Genomic DNA, 18477 nt, shown 5'->3' on the forward strand with positions numbered 1-18477 from the left:
GGCTCAGGGGAGTGCGGTGGAGAAGGGGGCGTGCTGGACGTGAGGGGAGCGACCGAGGAGCGGGGTCGATATGGGTGCTGGCGTTCGGGGCGGTCGTCTGGTCGGCGGCCACCGCCGCGATGGCGGTGGGAGGCGTGCGAGCGGCCCGGCACCGCGCGGATGCCGCGGCGGATCTCGCCGCACTCGCCGCCGCACGGTATGCCGCCGACGGTGGAGCGGCGGCATGCAGGAAGGCGTCCGTCATCGCCACCGGGTCGGGAGGGCGCGTCTCGGCGTGCGGGGTGTGCGGCATGGTCGCCGAGGTCTCGGTGGCAGTGCTGCTGGAAGCGCCGTTCGGGATCGGAGGTCTGCGGGTCGTCTCACGGGCCAGGGCTGGTCCGGCCGGGCCGGAGAGCGTACGCTGGCATCCACATGATCGTTGTACTCAACGTCAATAGAGTGTGCGGAGAGGGTCGGCTCATGGCTCGCCACCTCTTTGTCACCTATCTGTGATTTTTACTACCAGGTGGTACGTTACGCTGCCGTAAGCCCTCAGTTATCTCTCGGCACGGCGGCCGCAACGACCCCCCGAGGCCCCGGCAGGCCCGGCCGGAACGCTGTCGGCAGGTCGTCCGATGAAGGGATTGAGACCGTGACGGTGATTCGCAGGATCGGTGCGGTCATGCTCGCGGCACCTCTTGCGATGAGCGTTCCGATCCTCGGCGGTGCCCTGCCCGCGAGCGCGGCCAGCGCCGAGATCACCAGTCCCGCCGACGGCGCGGTGATCACTTCGGCCGGCCCGGTGCGGGTCACGGCGACGACCCAGTGGAACTCCTGGCGGCTGGTGGTCGTGTCGCCCGGCGGCAGCGAAGAGATCGTCGCAGGCAAGAGCGGGGTCAACAACGACGCTCTGAGCGGCAACGCGGCCATCGGCAACAACGGCCGCTATGAGGTGCGGCTTCAGAACAAGGTGTTCACCTGGGCGACCAAGAGCACCCGCACGTTCGACGCCCGGGTTCCTCCGGCCTCGCCCGGCGGGGTGACCGCGAAGGCGTCGGGCGGCAAGCTGACCGTGCGCTGGAACCGGGGGTTGGAGAACGACCTCACCGGCTACACGGTGACCGGGGGTTCCGGCCGCTCGAAGAGCGGCAGCGCCGACAGCCTGTGCGCCGGGACGAACTGCTCGACCACGTTCAGCCTGCCGTCCAGCACCAGTGGCAGGATCCCCGTCCGGGTACGGGCCAAGCGGTCCAACGGCAGCGGCGGCTCGGTCTACTCGAGCATCGTCACCTCGAACGTCACGGTCGCGGGCGGCTCCACCACCGCCCCGCTCCCCGGCAGCCCGCCGCCGGCCTACCCCTCGGGCAGCGTCCCGCCGAGCACCCCGACGCCGCTGACGCCGTTCAACAACGAGGCCCCGTACACCCTTCCCTCCGTGCAGCCCAACGGCGCCACTCCCGGCTTCGCCTATCCCGCGCCGCAGGTCGCGAACCAGATGACGCCCAAGGCGGAGAACATCGCGGCGACCGACCGCCTGCAATGGGGCAAGAGCGTCGGCATCGCCCTGATCCTTCTGGTCGTGGCGGCGCACCTGGGAACGTGGACCCGCAGCCTGCGGGTCTCGCAGGCCGGAGTGAGCCGTCAGGGAATGGCGGCACGGCTGGCGCACGGCGGCACCGGCCGGAGCCGGGTCCGCAAGGCACGCGAGCAGATCGCGCGAGCCGAGGCCATCGCGAAGACCAGTTCCGTCCCGGTGGAACTGAAGAAGACCACCGACTCCGCCCCGGCGCGCGCCGGGGACACCGCGGTGCTCACGCCCCCCACATCGACCACGCGGCCAGGACGTCGCCCGGCCACCCTCGGCAAGCGCTCCAACGGCGTGAACGTCCGGATCGCCAAGCCCGCACCGAAGTCCAGCGCCACGCAGCCCGAGACAAAGAAGAGCGGCCGTTCGACCCACGCCCGCGGCCGAGGCCGCCGCCGCAGCAAGTAAGGCCGCGCCGGCAAGCCATGTGCGGTGGCGCCCCGTCACGCCGCTCACGGCACGCTGGCCGGGGCGCCGACGGCGGTGGAGACCGAGCACCCTGATGGCGCGAGCGTGGACCCGGCAAGTCTCCGCCCGCCCTCGGTTGCGCGCCTCCGTTGGCGGCCCCGTTCGCGTCCGCGACCCCGTCCGCGACCCCGTCCGCGCCTGCGGCCAGGGGCGCGCCCATGCCCACGCCGGCTGCGGCTGCGCTCACGGCCACGCCTGCGTCAAGTACTGGCGACCGAATTGTCCAAGGTCTAGGCTCCCCTTCCAGCGAGTTCTCCCGGCAGCAATGGAGAGGAGACCCTCCGCATGATCTTCCTTGGGCTGGTGGTCGCAGCCGCCGCCATCGTGGTCGGGGCGGCCGTCGTCATGGACAACGGCGGTGCGGCCGGGCTGAGTGCGTTCGGCGACACGGTTCCCGGCGTCGACGCGCAGTGGCAGGTGTTCATGGCCGGCGCCGTCGTCGCCATCGTCTTCATGGCGGGGGTGACGGTCGCGGCCCTCGGGTTCAAGCGGTCGGTCGGCGTCCGGCGTGAGCTGCGCGATCTACGGGACGAGCGCGAGGAGTCCATCCAGACGCTGGAGCTGGAGCGGCGGCGGTTGCAGCAGGCGCTCGCCCAGGCGCGGCGCGGGGCCGGTGAGCAGCAGCCGACCGTGCCCGCACAGCGGATGGCGCCGCACTAGCTAGGGGGCGGTCGCCGGCCCCGGGGCTTCGTGGAGGAGCGCGGCCAGGAGGGCCAGGGCTCCGGACTTGTCCAGGGGGTCGTTGCCGTTGCCGCATTTGGGCGACTGGATGCAGGACGGGCAGCCGGAGGCGCATTCGCAGGAGGCGATGGCGTCGCGGGTGGCGCGGAGCCATGCGGCGGCGTCCGCGTAGCCGCGTTCGGCGAAGCCGGCGCCGCCCTCGTGGCCGTCGTACACGAAGACGGTGAGCAGGCCGGTGTCGGGGTGCAGGGCGGTGGAGACGCCGCCGATGTCGCCGCGGTCGCAGGTCGCGAAGAGGGGGAGCAGCCCGATCGAGGCGTGCTCGGCGGCGTGCGCCGCACCCGCGACGTCCATGTCGCCCAGGGCCTCCAGGCGGTCGGCGGAGAGCGTCCACCAGACGGCGCGGGTTCGGAGGGTGCGCGGGGGGAGGTCGAGGGGCTTCTCGCCGATCATCTCGCCGGTCTGCAGACGGCGCATCTGGTACGCGACGACCTGCTGGGTGACCTCGACGGTGCCGAAGCAGAGGGTGGCCTCGCCCCAGGTGGCCGAGCGGAGCGGTTCGACGATGCTGATGTCGGTGACGTCGCGGGCGGTGGTCGAGTAGTCGGGGTCGGCGGGCTCGACCAGGGCGACCGGGTCGTCGAGGTCGAGGGTCTGGACGATGAACGACTCGCCCTGGTGCAGGTAGACGGCGCCCTCGTGCACGGTGCCGTGGGCGGACGACTCGTCCACGGTGCCGAGCAGCCGGCCGGTGCCGGCCTCGACGACCTGGACGGGGTCGCCGCCCGCGCCGCGGATGTCGGCGAGGTCGGTGGCCCGGTCGCGGCGCGTCCAGTACCAGCCGGCGGGACGGCGCCGGAGGAGGCCGCGGCGGACGAGGTCGGGGAGCAGTTCGGCCGTCGCCGGTCCGAAGAGCTCGGCGTCGCGTTCGGTGAGCGGGAGCTCGGACGCGGCGGCGCACAGGTGCGGTCCGAGGACGTAGGGGTTGTCGGGGTCGAGCACGGTGGCCTCGACCGGTGTCCCGAAGATCGCCTCGGGATGGTGGACGAGGAAGGTGTCGAGCGGGTCGTCGCGGGCGATCAGGACGGTGAGGGCGGACTGTCCGGACCGTCCGGCGCGGCCCGCCTGCTGCCAGAGGGACGCGCGGGTGCCGGGCCAGCCGCAGACGAGGACCGCGTCGAGCCCGGAGACGTCGACGCCGAGCTCGAGGGCGTTGGTGCTGGCGAGGCCGACGAGCGAGCGGGAGCGGAGGGCGCTCTCGAGGGCGCGGCGTTCCTCGGGGAGGTAGCCCGCGCGGTAGGCGGCGACCTGCCCGGCGAGTTCGGGCGTGACCTCGTGCAGGGCGCGCTTGGCGCTGAGCGCGACGGACTCGGCGCCGCGCCTGGACCGGACGAACGCCAGGGTCTGCACGCCCTCCACCACCAGGTCGGCGAGCAGGTCGCCGGCCTCGGCGGTGGCGGTGCGCCGGACCGGGGCGCCGTGCTCGCCGCGCAGGTCGGTGAGGGGCGGTTCCCAGAGGGCGAAGGTGGCCTCCCCGCGCGGGGAGGCGTCGTCGTCGACGGCGATGACGTCCAGCCCGGTGAGGCGGGTGGCGGCGGCGGCCGGTTCGGAGGTGGTGGCGGACGCGAGGACGAACGTCGGGTCGGCGCCGTACCGCGCGCAGATCCGGCGGAGGCGGCGCAGGATCTGCGCGACGTGCGAACCGAAGACGCCCCGGTAGCCGTGCGCCTCGTCGATCACGACGTAGCGGAGCCGGCGCAGGAACGCGGACCAGCGGGCGTGGCCGGGCAGCAGCGAGCGGTGCAGCATGTCGGGGTTGGTGAGCACGTAGTTGGCGTGCTGCCGGACCCAGGTGCGCTCGTCGCGCGGGGTGTCGCCGTCGTAGGTGGCGGCGCGCACCCGGGTGAGGCGCAGGGCGCGGAGCGCGCGGAGCTGGTCGGCGGCGAGGGCCTTGGTCGGCGCGAGGTAGAGCACGGTGCCCTCGCGGGCGGCGCTCTCGTCGTAGATCGTCGCGACGGCCGGCAGCAGGTAGGCCAGCGACTTCCCGGACGCGGTGCCGGTGGCGATGATCACAGATCGTCCGGCGTGGGCGTGCTCGGCCGCGCTGACCTGGTGTTCCCATGGGGCCGGGACGCCCGCCGCGGCGAGCCGGTCGACCAGGAGCCCGGGAGACCACGCCGGCCACCGCCCGCGGCGGCCGGCCCGCGCCGGGACGCTCTCCACATGGGTGATGCGGTCGCGGCGGGCGGGGCCCGCGAGCAGCCGGTCGAGGGGGGAAGAAGATCTTTGGGCGGCCATCAGGTTTTCAGTGTGCCAGCCTGGGCAAAACAACGGGAACGCCCCGGCGCCGGTGGGCCCGTCCCCCCTGCCCTGACCGATGGATCACCAGGTCAGACGGGATGGCGCGAACTTTCGCCCGAGTGGGCGATAACGTGCGTACACGACGCCGGAGCGTGGTTGAATCACGGCGAAGTTCTCGCCTGTCCGGCCCACCGTTCCGGGGGCCCGGAGACGCGAGTCAGAGTGTGCTGCACGGCGCTGGAGGATCTGTGGACCTGAAGGTGAACGACTACACCACCGACGAGGGCCTGACGGTCATCAACGTGGAGGGTGAGATCGACGTCTACACGGCGCCGAAGCTTCGCGAGAAGCTCATCGATCTGGTCAACAAGGGGAAGTTCCACCTGCTCGTGGACATGGAGAAGGTGGAGTTCCTCGACTCGACCGGTCTCGGCGTCCTGGTGGGCGGGCTGAAGCGGGTGCGGGCGCACGACGGTTCGCTGGAGCTGGTGTGCACCCAGGAGCGGATCCTGAAGATCTTCCGGATCACCGGGCTGACCAAGGTCTTCGGCATCCACGACTCGATCGCCGAGGCCGAGGAAAAGCGCAAGGGCGCCAAGTAGGCGCCCCGGCTGAGATGGCGACCGTTGAGCTGTCCTTCAGTGCCCTGCCCGTCCATGTCCGTACCGCCCGGCTGATCGTCACCGCCGTGGCCCGCCGCAGCGGCGTGGCCGAGGCGCTGCTGGACGAGGTGCGGCTGGCGGTCGGCGAAGCCTGCTCACGGGCCGTGGAGGCGCACCGCCTGCACTGCCCGGACGAGCCGGTGCGGCTGGAGCTGAACGCCGCCGACCGCCGCTTCGAGGTGATCGTGAGTGACACCGTCCCGGGCGACGACCCGGCCGGTGGCATCCCCCCGGTGCACGCGGCGGAGGATTTCGAGTTCGCCCTGGGCGACGGCACCGCCGATCTCGGCCTGGCCGTCATCGCCGGCCTGGCCGATCACGTGGACATCGAGACCACGCCCAAGGGGGTCCAGATCCGGATGAGCTGGCCCGCGGAGGCGGAGGCGTCAGTCTGACCCGTCCCCCGACCAGATCGACAAAGGCCCCGCAGTGCGGGGCCTTCGTCATTTCACCCGCGCGGACGAGCTGCTCGACCGGTTCGAGCCGGCGGACGCGGCGAGCCGCCGCGTGTCCACCTACTCGGGCGGGATGCGGCGCCGGCTGGACCTGACCGCGAGCGCGCGCCGATGCGCGACCGTTCCTCCGTGCGGTCGACGAAGCTGGTGAGTGGCGCCCTCAGGTTCCCGTTCCCGCGCGGACGCGCCGTTGTAGCCGTGTGTTACCGGTAGATGCGTCACCGGCCGAGACGGTGGGAGTGGGGCTCGTGCGGGCGGGACGTCGAGGCAGTAGCCCCCGTCCGTCGAACGCAGTGCCGATGGGGCGGGCAGGACGCGCCGTAGGCGCGACACCAGCGACTGGAGCGCGTGCGCGGGATGGGAGGGGCCGCCGTCCGGCCACAGCGCCTGGGTGAGCGAGGCGATCGCGACGGGCCGTCCGGCGTCCAGGGCCAGCCGGATCAGGAGGGCGCAGCCGGGCGCCTCCGATGTCGACCTTCCGTCCGCCCGCCTCCACTTGCAACGGTCCGAGGACGCTCACGCGCATGGCGTCACTCTGCCATGGCCGGGGGAGGGGTGCCGGAGTGACGGATGTGACGAGAGGGACCCGAGTAAGGGCGGAGATTCCCGCCATGAGATCGTTTTCTGATCAAGTGAAGAACGCCCGGATTTGGGCCTGGACAAATTCTCAATTAATGCTTAGCTTAATTTGAGGAAGTCGGCCGGATGATCGCGGCTGGGGCGGCACGCTGCGTCGTCAAGAGGGTCGCGGGTTATATTTCTCTTCCTCTCGCTATGACCTGCATAAATGCGAACGAACAGCACTTCGAGATCAAATTTCGGAGTAAACCGCATTGCTTTTCCATGACGTCCCGATCAAGGGCTTCACGCTCTTCTCTTTCGCCGGTCGCTCTGCGTAGACTCCCGGCACCCGCGCCGCCGTGCGAGGCGTTCCAAATCGTCACTCGCGGGGTACGCGGTAAAGATCGTCTTTTATGGCGATGAAGATCGCAACGCCCTGTCGAGGAGGACGGATGTCTGGGCTTTCCCTGTCAAGCCCGGCCAGCCCGGAAGTGGATCTCGGCGGCGGCGACCTCACCCTGGTCGTCGTCGTCGGAGTGATCGCACTGCTGGCCCTGGCCGTCGCCGCGGGACTGGTTCGCGAAGTGCTGGCCGCGGGCCAGGGCACCGACAAGATGCAAGAGATCGCGCGCGCCGTTCAGGAAGGCGCGAGCGCCTACCTCAAACGGCAGTTCCGCACGGTCGCGGTCTTCGTGGTGCTGATCCCGCTCGTACTGCTGCTGCTCCCCGCCGACTCCACGAGTGAACGGATCGGGCGGTCGGTCTTCTTCGTCATCGGCGCCCTGTTCTCGGCCACCACCGGGTTCGCCGGGATGTGGCTGGCGGTGCGCGGCAACGTCCGGGTCGCGGCGGCGGCCCGCGAGGACGGCGGCGAGAAGAAGGCGATGCGCATCGCCTTCCGCACCGGCGGCGTCGCCGGGATGTTCACCGTCGGGCTCGGCCTGTTCGGCGCGGCCGTCGTCGTCCTCGCCTACAAGGGCGACGCGCCCAAGGTGCTGGAGGGCTTCGGATTCGGCGCGGCCCTGCTGGCCATGTTCATGCGAGTCGGCGGCGGCATCTTCACCAAGGCCGCCGATGTGGGCGCCGACCTGGTCGGCAAGGTCGAGCAGGGCATCCCCGAGGACGACCCGCGCAACGCCGCGACCATCGCCGACAACGTGGGCGACAACGTCGGCGACTGCGCGGGCATGGCCGCCGACCTCTTCGAGTCGTACGCGGTGATGCTGGTCGCGGCGCTGATCCTCGGCACCGCGGCGTTCGGCACCGAGGGCCTTGTGTTCCCGCTGATCGTGCCGATGATCGGCGTGATCACCGCGGTGATCGGGATCTTCGCCGTGGCGCCCCGCGACGGCGACCGTTCCGGGATGTCGGCGATCAACCGGGGCTTCTTCATCTCGGCGATCATCTCGGCGGTGCTGGTGGCGATCGCCGCGTTCGCCTACCTGCCCGCCTCGTTCGCCGAGCTGTCCGGCGTGACCGACCCGGCGATCCAGAGGCTGGACGCCGACCCGCGGTGGGTCGCGCTCGGCGCGGTGGTGATCGGCATCGTGCTCGCCAGCGCGATCCAGCTCCTCACCGGCTACTTCACCGAGACCAACCGCAAGCCGGTCAAGGAGGTCACCAACAGCTCCCGCACCGGGCCGGCGACGGTGATCCTCTCGGGCATCTCGCTCGGCCTGGAGTCGGCCGTCTACACCGCGCTGGTCATCGCCGCGGCGGTGTACGGGGCGTTCCTGCTCGGCTTCGGCAACACCACCGTCGCGCTGTTCGCGGTGGCGATGGCCGGCACCGGGCTGCTCACCACGGTCGGCGTGATCGTCTCGATGGACACCTTCGGGCCGGTCTCCGACAACGCCCAGGGCATCGCGGAGATGTCGGGCGACGTCGAGGGTGAGGGCGCCGCGGTGCTGGAGCGGCTCGACGCGGTCGGCAACACCACCAAGGCGATCACCAAGGGCATCGCCATCGCGACGGCGGTGCTCGCGGCGACCGCGCTGTTCGGCTCGTTCCGCACCACGGTGGTCGGCGCGCTCGCCGACGCGTCCGCGAGCGCCAAGGACGCGCTCGGCTCGTTCTCGACGTTCAGCCTGTCGATCGACAGCCCGAACGTGCTGATCGGGCTGATCGTGGGCGCGGCCGTGGTGTTCCTGTTCTCCGGGCTGGCGATCGCGGCGGTCGGACGGGCCGCCGGGCGCGTGGTGGTGGAGGTCCGCGAGCAGTTCCGGACCAAGCCCGGGATCATGGACTACACCGAGAAGCCCGACTACGACCGGGTGGTCGACATCTGCACCCGGGACGCGCAGCGCGAGCTGGCCACCCCCGGCCTGCTGGCGATCATGACGCCGATCGCGGTCGGCTTCGCCTTCGGATACGCCCCGCTCGGCGCGTTCCTCGGCGGCGCGATCGCGTGCGGCGTGCTGATGGCGGTGTTCCTGTCCAACTCCGGCGGGGCCTGGGACAACGCCAAGAAGCTCGTCGAGGAGGGCCATCTCGGCGGCAAGGGCAGTCCGGCGCACGAGGCCACGGTGATCGGCGACACGGTCGGCGACCCGTTCAAGGACACCGCGGGCCCGGCGATCAACCCGCTGATCAAGGTGATGAACCTGGTCGCGCTGCTGATCGCCGACGCCGTGGTGACCTACGCGGGCAACGTCGCGCTGCGGGTGGGCGTCACGGTCGTCGCGGTCGGCGTCGTGGTGGTGGCCATCGTGATCTCCAAGCGCCGCGCCGACCCGATCGGCTCCGACGCGGGTCCGTCCGAGCCCGCGGTGGGCGGCGCCGGCGACTCCGGCGTCGTCGGGTCCGGCACGTCCGGCGGCTCGGACGCGTCCGGCCGGGCGGGCGCGTCCGGCCCGGCCAGGGCCGAGGCCCGGGCCGCGGCCGGGGTCGGCGGGGCCGCGGTGCCCGAGCCGGCCAAGGGCGAGGCGGAGCCGGCCGAGGTGGGGCCGGAACCCGGACGGGAGTCGTCGGCCACGCCCTGACCCGCGACGATCCGCCCGGAGGGGCCGGTGGCCGAGTGCCGCCGGCCCCTCCGCGCGTCCGCTGGGGGCGGGTGGTGTCGGGGTCGCGCGGCACCGGTCGTACGCTGGGGACGAGCCCGTCCGACTCGGCCGGTGCGGTGACGGCGAGGAGGCGCGGCTGTGAGCAGCGAGAAGACAGGAGTGGCCGGGGCCAAGGGGTTCGCCCTGATGCTCGGCGGCATGCTCGGGATCATGGCGGTGCTCTGGTTCCTGGCCTCCCTCGTGGCCCCCTGATCATTCCTCTAGGCTGGCGGGATGCCGACGCTCATCGTGCTCCGCCACGCCAAAGCCGCCGCCGGGCCCGGGCTCGCGGACATCGAGCGTCCGCTCACCGAACGCGGGCGCCGCGACGCCGCGGCGGCGGGCGAGTGGCTGCGTGCCGACGGCCGGACGGTGCCCGGCCTGGTGCTGTGCTCCACCGCCGTCCGGACCCGCGAGACGCTCGGCCTCTTGGCGCTGGACGCCGAGGTGAGCCATGAGCCGCGCATCTACGGCAACGACGCCGACGACCTGCTCGCCCTGATCCGCGAGACCGCCGCCCGCGAGCCCGAACCGCGGACGCTGCTGCTCATCGGGCACAATCCCTCGGTCCACCAGCTCGTCCACGATCTGACCGGGAACGCCCCGGACTCCTTCCCCACCTGCGCGCTCGCCGTGGTCGAGCTTCCCGGCGACTGGGCCGGCGTCCGGCGGGGCACCGGCGAACTCGTCACGTTCCGCACCCCCAAGGACTAGCGTCCGCGACGCTGCCCTGCCTGCCCTGCCTGCCCTGCCTGCCCTGACCTTCAGGCGCGGCGGCCCGCCGCGCTGAAGCAGGAGTCGATGACGCCGGCCACGTCGCTGCGCAGCGACCGGACGGCGTAGCGGGCACCGGAGACCTGGCGCAGGGCCTGCCGCAGCGGGGTGACCTCGTCCCGGTTCACGCCCGAGGTGATCTCGGCGCGGCGCCGCTTGGTCAGCGTGGACAGGTGCGAGTCGAGGGCGGCGAGCTCCTCCTCCAGTTCCTCGACCGGGGTCGGAGCATCGCCGGGCGGCCCGTCCTCGGCCTCCTCCAGCGCGGTGGCGGCCTCCTCGAGCTGGTCGGCGAGCCGGTCCAGGATCTCGGGGATGGGGCCGGCGTCCACCGCCTCCTCCCGGGCCATCCGGGCGACCGCGATGAGGTGGTCCCGGATCCGGTGCGCGGCGCCCACGGCGGCGTCGAGGCGGGCACTCAGCTCGATGTCGGGCACCCGGTCGAGGGCGAGCCTGGTCCGGGTCTCGGCGACGGTCTCCGCGCTCCGCTCGGCCGCCACCACCTTGTCGTGCGGCAGCACGTCCAGGTCGCCGCCGACCACGGTGGCCGCCGACCGGACCAGGTCGGCGTGCACGCTGGCGAGCCGGGCGAGCTCGGCGGGGAGCCGCTCGATGTGGCCGGCGGGCCACAGCAGCCTCACCGCGAGGAACGCCAGGAACGTCCCGGCGAGGGTGAGCACGATGCGCTCGCCGGCGGTCGTCCAGTCGGCGGGGGTGGAGAAGTCCAGCAGCATCATCGCGAGCGGCGTCCCGAACAGCGCCCAGTAGCTGAAGTTCACCGAGCGCATCGTGAAGCCGCCGAGGGCGAAGCAGAACACGATCAGCGAGGTGGTCGCCGGGCTCGCCGCCACCGTCAGCACCACCGCGGCGACCGCCGATCCGGCCGCCGTCCCGCCGGCCCGCTGGACGAGCCGCTCGACGGTCTCGCCGTAGGTGCCGCGCAGGCTCAGCATCGCGGTGATCGTCATCCAGTGGCCGTGCGGCAGCTTGAGTGCGGCGGCGAGCGCCATCGACACCAGGGCGGTGAGGAACACCCGCGAGACCTGCCGGAACGCCGGCGACCTGGTGCGGATCGCGCGGCCCACCCGCTCCCACACCGAGACCGGGTGCGGGGTGCCAGGCAGCCGCGGCGGGCCGATCCCGATGCGCAGCCCGCCCGCGATGATCCGGCGTGCGGAGCCCGCCTCGCCGGCGATCCGGTCGATCGAGCGGCGGATCTGGCCCATCAGCGTCGCCGCGACCAGGTCCTCGTCGCCGGCCAGCCCGGCGCGCCGGATCTGCTCGGTCTGCCGGGCCATCCGGCGGACGGCGGCGGACTCGTCGGCGGCCACCGGCGCCGGGCCCTGCGTGGCGACCGCGCCCGACAGCAGCCGCAGCCGGGCGGCGAGCGCGGAGATCGCGATGTGCGCCTCCAGCTCCCATTCGCGCTCCGGCGGCCGGCTGCGCGCCGCCTCCAGCAGCGCCCGGAGCGTCACGGTCTCGTGCAGGATGCGGGCCAGCGCCTCGATGAACCGCTCCGGACGGGTCGGGTCGTCCCGCCGCCCCGACCGGTAGAGGCCGTACGTGGTGCGGGCGGCGGTGAGCGCCTCGGAGGCGGCGCGGCGCCGCTCGTCCCAGTCCGGCTTGCGGGTCACCTCCGCCAGGCCGGGATCGTCCAGCTCAACGGCGTCCAGGGGGTCGCCGTCCGGGGCGCCCACGTCCTCCGCCACGGCGTCGAGGGCCTCCGCGACGGCGTCGGCGGTCTCGCTCAGCGCGGAGCGCAGCGGCCGGAGCCGCCGCGCGGGCCACGGCGCCAGCAGCAGCGCGGTGGTGAGCAGGCCGCCGACCAGCTCCAGCACGCCGGTGTAGACGACGTCGGCCGTCGGGGGACGGATCGCGGTCATCAGGACGGACATGCCCGCCGTCGACCCGATGTCGGGGAGCGCGACGCCGAGCGCGATCAGCGGCGGGACGACCGCCACCGCCAACCACGCGTGGCCGCTGAGCACGCTGCCGACGGTCGCGCCCAGGGCGACCATCAGGACGGCGCCCGCCAGGTCGCGCGCCCGCGCGCCGTACGGCCCTTCGGGCGCGCGCAACGCCACCAGGTACGCGCCGAGCGCGACCATCGACCCTTCGGGCGCGTATCCGGTCAGCGCCCCGGCCAGCAGCGGGACGGCCATGGCGAGCGCGGCGGTCAGCCCATAGAAGGGCGCCGCCCGCCCGTTGATCTGGGCGTACGCCTCGCGCGCACGCTGAAGCACCGCTCCCGTGCCTTCCGTTCCGCTGGGCCGGCACCGCTCCGCCGCCCGCGCCGCGGAACACCGTTCGGCCCCCTCGGCTCACCATGTACCCGAGATCGGGCGACATGATCGCTGCCGGACGCCACCGCGTGAGCGACCGCTCACGCGCGGACGCGGCCGGACGGGAGGGTCAGGACCCGGAGTGCTCGTCGGCGGCGTCGGCCGCCTCGACCTCGTCGCGGGAGATGCCGAGCAGGAACAGGATCGTGTCGAGGTAGGGCACGTTGACCGCGGTGTCGGCGGCCTGCCGGACGACCGGCTTGGCGTTGTAGGCGATGCCGAGTCCGGCGGCCTGGAGCATGTCGAGGTCGTTGGCGCCGTCGCCGATCGCGACCGTCTGGCTGATCGGGACCCCGGCCTCGCGGGCGAACCGCTCCAGCGCGGTGGCCTTGCCGGCCCGGTCGATCACCGGCCCGATGAGCCGCCCGGTGAGCTTGCCGTGCTCGATCTCCAGGGTGTTGGCGGCCGAGTAGTCGATCCCGAGATCGTCCACCAGTGCGTCGGTGACCTGGGTGAACCCGCCGCTGACGATCGCGAACTCGTAGTCGAGTCGCTTGAGCGTGCGCACCATCGTGCGGGCGCCCGCGGCGAGCTGCACCGCGCGCCGCACGTCGTCGATCGCGCCGGCGTCGAGCCCGGCCAGCAGCGCGACCCGCTCGCGCAGGGAGCCCTCGAAGTCGAGCTCGCCGCGCATCGCCGACTCGGTGACCTTGGCGACCTCGTCGAGGCAGCCGGCGTGCTCGGCGAGCAGCTCGATCACCTCGCCCTGGATCAGGGTGGAGTCGACGTCCATCACGATGAGCCGCTTGGCGCGGCGGTGCAGCCCGCCGTGCTGGACGGCGACGTCGACCTGCTGCTCGGCGGCCTCGACCGCGAGGGCGGCGCGCAGCCCCTCGGGGTCGGCGCCGGACACGTGCATCTCGATGCAGGTGACGGGGTACTGGGCGAGCCGCTCGATGCGGTCGATGTTGGCGCCGTTGGCGGCGATCCGGCCCGCGATGCCGGCCATGGCGGCGGGCTTTAGGGGCGCGCCGAGCACGGTGACGTGCAGCCGGCCGCGCCGGCGCGGCATCGACCTGCTGCGCCCGGTCGACAGCTCGATCTCCATGTCGAGATCGGTGGCGACCCGTTCGGCGGCGTTCCACACGCGGCCGATGTCGGCGCCGCCCGCGTAGGAGACCAGCACGCCGAGCACGAGCCGGCCGCGGATCACGACCTGCTCGACGTCGGCGACGGTGATCGGGAAGTCGGCGAGTGTGCCGAACAGCCGCGATGTCACGCCGGGGCGGTCGCGGCCGGTGAGGGTGATGAGCAGCGTGCGCTGATCTGAGCCGTCCATTCTGGTGACCACGTTACCGGGCCGCGACCAGTGGACGGATGTGATGTCCACCATGCGGACGCCTGGACCGTCGACCTGGGGCGCTGCGGCGCCAGGAGTGTTCACCGCCGGTCATTCTGGTGCACTTTGGTGGATTTTGGAGCGTTCCGGGGGCGCCCGGTCAGGGCAGCAGAAGGTTCGCGTCGCCGAACTCGTGCCACAGGTAGCCCCCGGCGAGGGCGGCCTCGTAGGCGGCGGTGAGCAGGCCGCGGCCCGCGATGGCGGTGAGCATCACCAGGTGCGAGGACTTCGGCTCATGCAGGCCGGTGAGCAGGCCGTCCACCGCCAGGACGCCCCGTCCGGGCGTGACGACGTGCTCGGTCCAGCCGCCGGACGCCCGGACGGTTCCGTCCGGCGCGGCGGCGGTCTCCAGGGCGCGGACGGCGGTGGTGCCGACCGCGATGACCCGTCCGCCCCCGGCCCGCACATGGCCGACGAGCGCGGCGGTCGCCGCGGGCACCTCGTACCGCTCGGCGACCGGGGGCTCGTGCGCCTCGGGAGAGGCCACGCCGGTGTGCAGGGTGATCGGGGCGATGAGCACCCCGCCCGAGACCAGCCGGGTCACCAGCTCGGGCGTGAAGGGCCGGGCGGCGCTGGGCATCTCGGCGCCGCCGGTGTCCGGGTCGTGGGCGAACGCGGTCTGGTACGCAGAGGCGGGCCAGTCGCGCCGCACGTAGCCGTACCGGATCGGCGTGCCGTGGCGACGCAGGTACGGGACGACCTCGGTGCTGAGCCGCGCCCGCCAGAGCCGGCCGGTCTGCCGGCCGAGGAGGGAGAGGGTGGCGTTCCCGGGCATCGGGATCCACTCACCGGGGAAGCCGCCGTCGTACGGGACGCTCGCCTTCGCCGCCCAGCGGCGCAGCTCGACCAGCCAGAGCCGCCCGTCCGAGCCGTCCTCATGGGGCAGCGGGGTGGAGAAGTGCACGCTGATCTTGTCGAGCCGCACCGCGGCGGGCAGCGTGGCCGAGGTGTTCACCACGAGCAGGTCGCCGGGGCGCAGCAGGCCGGGCAGGTCGGTGAACGCGTGATGGGTCACCTCCCCGGTGCCGCGCCGGCCGGCCAGGAGCCGGACGCCGTCGCGGGCCCGGCCGCGGGCCTCGGGGGGTTCGTGGGCCTTCAGGGCCGGGGGCAGGACGAAGTCGAGGACGTCTGCGCGGTCAGCCACGACGGGCCTCCGGACCGGGTCGGGATTCCAGGCGGAATGCGGCGATCACGCCGAGGAGGGCGATCGCGGCGAAGAGCCCCCCGGCGACGGCCAGGCCCGCTCCGAGCCGGCCGGGGCCGAAGCCGGCGACCAGCGCGCCCGCGACCCCGACCACGAGGGACGAGCCGAGGGTGTCGCTGATCTGGAGGGCGGAACTGTTGACGCCCTGCTCGGCCTCCGGCGAGTGGTGCAGCAGCAGCACGCTGAGGCTGCCGACCGCGAAGCCCATGCCGGTGCCGCCGAGGACCCAGGCGGGCGCCGCTCCCCAGCCGGAGAGCTGCAACACGAGGGTCGTGGCGACGATGCCGGCGGTGACGAACCCGGCGCCCAGCAGGACGAAGAACGCGCGCGAGCGGCTCGACCGTCCCTGGTACTGGGAGGCCGCCGACCAGCCGAGCGCGCCGGCCGTGAGGGCGAGACCGGCCTCGGTCGCGCTGAATCCGTGCAGCGAGGTCAGGGCCAGGGGGATGAACACCTCTGTGGCGAAGAACGCCCCGGACAGCAGGCCCCGGACCAGGACCACGCTGGGCAGGCCGCGGCGCATCCGCAGTGTCCCTGCGGGCAGCAGCCTGGGCAGGCCGAACGCCAGCGCGGCCAGTCCCGCGGCGGCCACTGGGACCATCGTCCAGCCGGGGTCGCCGAGCCCGTACAGCAGGACCACGGCGCCCGCCGCCGTCGCCACCGCGGCCACGTACCGGCGGGCCCCCGACACGGCCTGCGCGTCCGGATCGCGCGGGACCGCAGTGATACCGCGCAGCGTCGGGATCAGGATGATCCCCGCCGGGATCACCAGGGGGACCAGCCCGAGGAACACCCAGCGCCAGCCCAGGTGCTCGGCGACCGCGCCGGCCAGCGCCGGGCCGATCAGCGACGGCAGCACCCAGGCGGCCGACAGCGCGGCGAACACCCGGGGCCGCAGCGCCTCGGGGTAGGCCCGGGCGATCACCACGTAGATCGCGACCATCGTCATGCCCGTGCCGAGGCCCTGCACCGCCCGTCCGAGCACGAAGATCCCCATGCTCGGCGCGGCGCCGGCCACGGCGAGCCCGGCCACGAACGCGCCCAGCCCGGCCACCAGCGGCCGGACCGGACCGGCGCGGTCCACCCAGCCGCCCGCGAGGACGGTGGACAGCAGGCCGGCGATCAGCGTCGCGCTGAACCCCCACGCGTACAGCGAGAATCCGTCCAGGTCGCGGGCCGTCGCCGGCATGACGGTCCCGACGGCCAAGGACTCGAACGCCTCCAGCGTGACGACCAGGACGATGCCGAGTGTCGCCGTCCGGTACGGGCCGCTCAGCAACCGCATGCGCCCGTCCTCCGGCGCGGCTCCATCCCCAGTCCCGCCCCGTCCGCCGGGCTCGCCCTGGTCGGTGTGGTCGCCGGGCGCGGCCAGTGCGGCCATCAGGCCCTTGCCGCAGCGGACCGGCTCAGGTCGGCGACGCGGTACCGGCCGCTCGGCAACCGTCCGGTGACGAGGTCGCGCAGCGCGGCGTCCTCCAGGACGCGGGCGCCGATGATGAGATTCCAGCCAGCGCGGCCGAGTTCGCGGGCGAGCGCCCGGCCCAGACCACGTGAGGCTCCGGTGATGAGTGCGGTCTTCTGCGTCATGGTCCGACGCTAGAAACGGAGGCGGCGCGGCGCATCGGCCGACGGCCCCTCGCCCGGTCGTCCAATGGGCCTAGGACTCGCGTACGAGGACTGGTCCCGGATACGACAGAGGGCGGCGTCCGGAGCGCCCCGGGTCAGCCCGGCGGCTGATTCGAGCGGGTCCCGCCAGAGAGTACGGTCATCACAAGTGAGCTGAAAGGCCGGATGCACCGGGATGAACGTTGAGCGCGGGAACGGCGGCGACCCAGGGACGACCCTGCGCGCCGTGAGCAGTGCGGTGCTCGCCGTGACCAGCCATCTGTCGGTACACGAGGTGCTGCAAGTGATCGTCCGGGCGGCGGCGCAGCTGCTGGACGCCCGGTTCGCGGCGCTGGGCGTGCCCGACGACGACGGCTCGTTCGCGGAGTTCGTCGTCGAGGGCGTCTCGGACGAGGAGGGCGACGCGATCGGCCCGCTGCCCCGCCAGCACGGCATGCTCGCCGCGATGCTGCGCGGCGACACGCCCAAGCGGCTGGCCGACATCCGCAAGGAGCCCGAGTTCGAGGGCTGGCCGGTGGCGCATCCGATCCTCAAGGACTTCCTCGGCGTCCCCATACGGGACGGCGCGAACATGCTCGGCATCGTCTTCCTCGCCAACAAGCGGTCCCCCGGCGGTTTCACCCAGGAGGACGAGGAACTCCTCGAACTCTTCGCCGCGCACGCCGCCATCGCCATGACCAACGCCCGCCTGTACGAGCACAACCGCGAGCTGACCGTCGTGGCGGAACGCAACCGGCTCGCCCGGGAACTGCACGACTCGGTGGCGCAGAAGCTGTTCTCGCTGCGGCTGACGGCGCGCGCGGCGGCGGCGTTGGCCGAACGCGACCCGCGCCGTACCGTCCAGGAGCTCGAACAGGTCGAGCGGCTCGCCGCCGAGGCCCTCGCCGAGCTCCGCGCCGTGATCTTCGAGCTGCGCCCGGCCGACCTCGCCGACGGCCTGGTCGCCTCGCTGCGCAAGCACGTGGAGGTGCTCGACCGCGCCTACGAGACCTCCGTGCGGATCACCTCCGAGACCGTCGTCGCGCTCCCCGAGGCGCGCGAGACGGTCGTCTTCCGGATCGCGCAGGAGGCCCTGCACAACGCGCTGCGACACGCCGACGCGCGCAACGTGGAGGTCACGCTCTTCGCGAAGGGCCGGCACGTCGTTCTCGAGGTGGCCGACGACGGCACCGGCTTCGCGCTGAGCCCGGCCCAGAGGGTCGCGAACGGCGCGGCTGCCGGCACTGCGCGCGGCGATACGGCAGGTGGCGCGGTGGTCGGCACCGCCGCCGGCACCGCGGGCGGCGCGGCCGGAGCGAACGGGGAACAGCAGTCCGCCGGCCTCGGACTGGTCTCGATGCGCGAGCGCGCGTGCTCGATCGGTGGCAGGCTCACCATCGACGCCGCGCCCGGAGCGGGCACGGCGGTCCGGCTCGAGGTGCCGCGGTGAACGGGGGCCCGCGGAGGCCGCCGAACACGCCGA

The 18477-nt window shown here is 73.1% G+C and carries 14 protein-coding genes and 1 pseudogene; 9 read left to right on the top strand and 6 right to left on the bottom strand.

Annotation, left to right across the window (positions count from 1 at the left end; genetic code table 11):
- The first annotated feature begins 11 nt into the window (after window positions 1–11).
- The 3 genes from OHA34_RS38570 (at window position 12) to OHA34_RS24505 (ending at window position 2692) form a co-directional block, all read left to right on the top strand.
- Window positions 12–437 (top strand): Rv3654c family TadE-like protein, encoded by a 426-nt coding sequence (locus tag OHA34_RS38570; protein ID WP_443029658.1) that lies wholly within the window; start codon window positions 12–14, stop codon window positions 435–437.
- A gap of 245 nt (window positions 438–682) precedes the next feature.
- On the top strand, window positions 683–1972 hold the full coding sequence (locus OHA34_RS24500; protein ID WP_329519019.1) for a hypothetical protein: 1290 nt from the start codon (window positions 683–685) through the stop codon (window positions 1970–1972).
- Between the two features lie 345 nt (window positions 1973–2317).
- Window positions 2318–2692: a hypothetical protein gene (locus OHA34_RS24505; RefSeq protein ID WP_285939345.1), complete on the top strand. Its 375-nt coding sequence runs from the start codon at window positions 2318–2320 to the stop codon at window positions 2690–2692.
- Here the strand turns inward: OHA34_RS24505 and OHA34_RS24510 are convergent, their stop codons facing one another.
- Complete coding sequence (locus OHA34_RS24510) at window positions 2693–5011, bottom strand: DEAD/DEAH box helicase (RefSeq protein ID WP_329519020.1); 2319 nt, start codon at window positions 5009–5011, stop codon at window positions 2693–2695. It lies immediately after the preceding gene.
- Between the two features lie 251 nt (window positions 5012–5262).
- On the opposite strand from OHA34_RS24510, the gene OHA34_RS24515 reads away from it, so the two are divergent.
- From OHA34_RS24515 to OHA34_RS24535, 5 genes and pseudogenes are all read left to right on the top strand, one after another.
- Complete coding sequence (locus OHA34_RS24515; RefSeq protein WP_285939343.1) at window positions 5263–5616, top strand: STAS domain-containing protein; 354 nt, start codon at window positions 5263–5265, stop codon at window positions 5614–5616.
- A 14-nt stretch (window positions 5617–5630) separates the two neighbouring features.
- Window positions 5631–6071 (top strand): ATP-binding protein, encoded by a 441-nt coding sequence (locus OHA34_RS24520; protein WP_285939342.1) that lies wholly within the window; start codon window positions 5631–5633, stop codon window positions 6069–6071.
- Between the two features lie 58 nt (window positions 6072–6129).
- A pseudogene (locus OHA34_RS24525) lies at window positions 6130–6234 on the top strand (daunorubicin/doxorubicin resistance ABC transporter ATP-binding protein DrrA); the annotation flags it as partial.
- Between the two features lie 910 nt (window positions 6235–7144).
- Window positions 7145–9673 carry a sodium-translocating pyrophosphatase gene (locus OHA34_RS24530; protein ID WP_285939341.1) on the top strand — a complete coding sequence of 843 codons (2529 nt, stop codon included), beginning with the start codon at window positions 7145–7147 and terminating at the stop codon, window positions 9671–9673.
- A gap of 294 nt (window positions 9674–9967) precedes the next feature.
- Window positions 9968–10447 (top strand): SixA phosphatase family protein, encoded by a 480-nt coding sequence (locus tag OHA34_RS24535; protein ID WP_329519021.1) that lies wholly within the window; start codon window positions 9968–9970, stop codon window positions 10445–10447.
- 50 nt (window positions 10448–10497) lie between these two features.
- On the opposite strand, the gene OHA34_RS24540 is transcribed toward OHA34_RS24535, so the two are convergent.
- The 5 genes from OHA34_RS24540 to OHA34_RS24560 all read right to left on the bottom strand — a co-directional run bounded on the left by OHA34_RS24540 (window position 10498) and on the right by OHA34_RS24560 (window position 16976).
- Window positions 10498–12747, bottom strand: coding sequence for an FUSC family protein (locus OHA34_RS24540; RefSeq protein WP_329519022.1), 2250 nt, complete (start codon window positions 12745–12747; stop codon window positions 10498–10500).
- A gap of 169 nt (window positions 12748–12916) precedes the next feature.
- Window positions 12917–14125 (bottom strand): phosphoserine phosphatase SerB, encoded by a 1209-nt coding sequence (gene serB / locus OHA34_RS24545; RefSeq protein WP_285939338.1) that lies wholly within the window; start codon window positions 14123–14125, stop codon window positions 12917–12919.
- 160 nt (window positions 14126–14285) lie between these two features.
- A complete protein-coding gene (locus tag OHA34_RS24550) occupies window positions 14286–15329 on the bottom strand; it encodes an S-adenosylmethionine:tRNA ribosyltransferase-isomerase (RefSeq protein WP_329519023.1) in 1044 nt (347 codons plus the stop codon).
- On the bottom strand, window positions 15322–16770 hold the full coding sequence (locus OHA34_RS24555; protein ID WP_329519024.1) for an MFS transporter: 1449 nt from the start codon (window positions 16768–16770) through the stop codon (window positions 15322–15324). Before OHA34_RS24555 ends, OHA34_RS24550 begins: the two co-directional genes overlap by 8 nt.
- Entirely contained in the window at window positions 16770–16976 is a 207-nt protein-coding gene (locus tag OHA34_RS24560; RefSeq protein ID WP_329519025.1) for an SDR family NAD(P)-dependent oxidoreductase, read from the bottom strand. The genes OHA34_RS24555 and OHA34_RS24560 overlap by 1 nt, the downstream gene beginning before the upstream one ends.
- A gap of 214 nt (window positions 16977–17190) precedes the next feature.
- Here OHA34_RS24560 and OHA34_RS24565 point away from each other — a divergent pair, with 214 nt between their 5' ends.
- Window positions 17191–18444: a GAF domain-containing sensor histidine kinase gene (locus OHA34_RS24565; protein ID WP_285939333.1), complete on the top strand. Its 1254-nt coding sequence runs from the start codon at window positions 17191–17193 to the stop codon at window positions 18442–18444.
- Window positions 18445–18477 lie beyond the last annotated feature (33 nt).

It is taken from the genome of Spirillospora sp. NBC_01491 (assembly GCF_036227065.1).
GTDB lineage: Bacteria > Actinomycetota > Actinomycetes > Streptosporangiales > Streptosporangiaceae > Spirillospora > Spirillospora xylanilytica.

Coding starts and splice junctions, on each gene's coding strand:
- OHA34_RS24560 (WP_329519025.1), bottom strand. CDS start 16,976: ATGACGCAGAAGACCGCACTCATCACCGGAGCCTCACGTGGTCTGGGC.
- OHA34_RS24535 (WP_329519021.1), top strand. CDS start 9,968: ATGCCGACGCTCATCGTGCTCCGCCACGCCAAAGCCGCCGCCGGGCCC.
- serB (WP_285939338.1), bottom strand. CDS start 14,125: ATGGACGGCTCAGATCAGCGCACGCTGCTCATCACCCTCACCGGCCGC.
- OHA34_RS24565 (WP_285939333.1), top strand. CDS start 17,191: ATGAACGTTGAGCGCGGGAACGGCGGCGACCCAGGGACGACCCTGCGC.
- OHA34_RS24520 (WP_285939342.1), top strand. CDS start 5,631: ATGGCGACCGTTGAGCTGTCCTTCAGTGCCCTGCCCGTCCATGTCCGT.
- OHA34_RS24505 (WP_285939345.1), top strand. CDS start 2,318: ATGATCTTCCTTGGGCTGGTGGTCGCAGCCGCCGCCATCGTGGTCGGG.
- OHA34_RS24500 (WP_329519019.1), top strand. CDS start 683: ATGAGCGTTCCGATCCTCGGCGGTGCCCTGCCCGCGAGCGCGGCCAGC.
- OHA34_RS24530 (WP_285939341.1), top strand. CDS start 7,145: ATGTCTGGGCTTTCCCTGTCAAGCCCGGCCAGCCCGGAAGTGGATCTC.
- OHA34_RS24510 (WP_329519020.1), bottom strand. CDS start 5,011: ATGGCCGCCCAAAGATCTTCTTCCCCCCTCGACCGGCTGCTCGCGGGC.
- OHA34_RS24555 (WP_329519024.1), bottom strand. CDS start 16,770: ATGGCCGCACTGGCCGCGCCCGGCGACCACACCGACCAGGGCGAGCCC.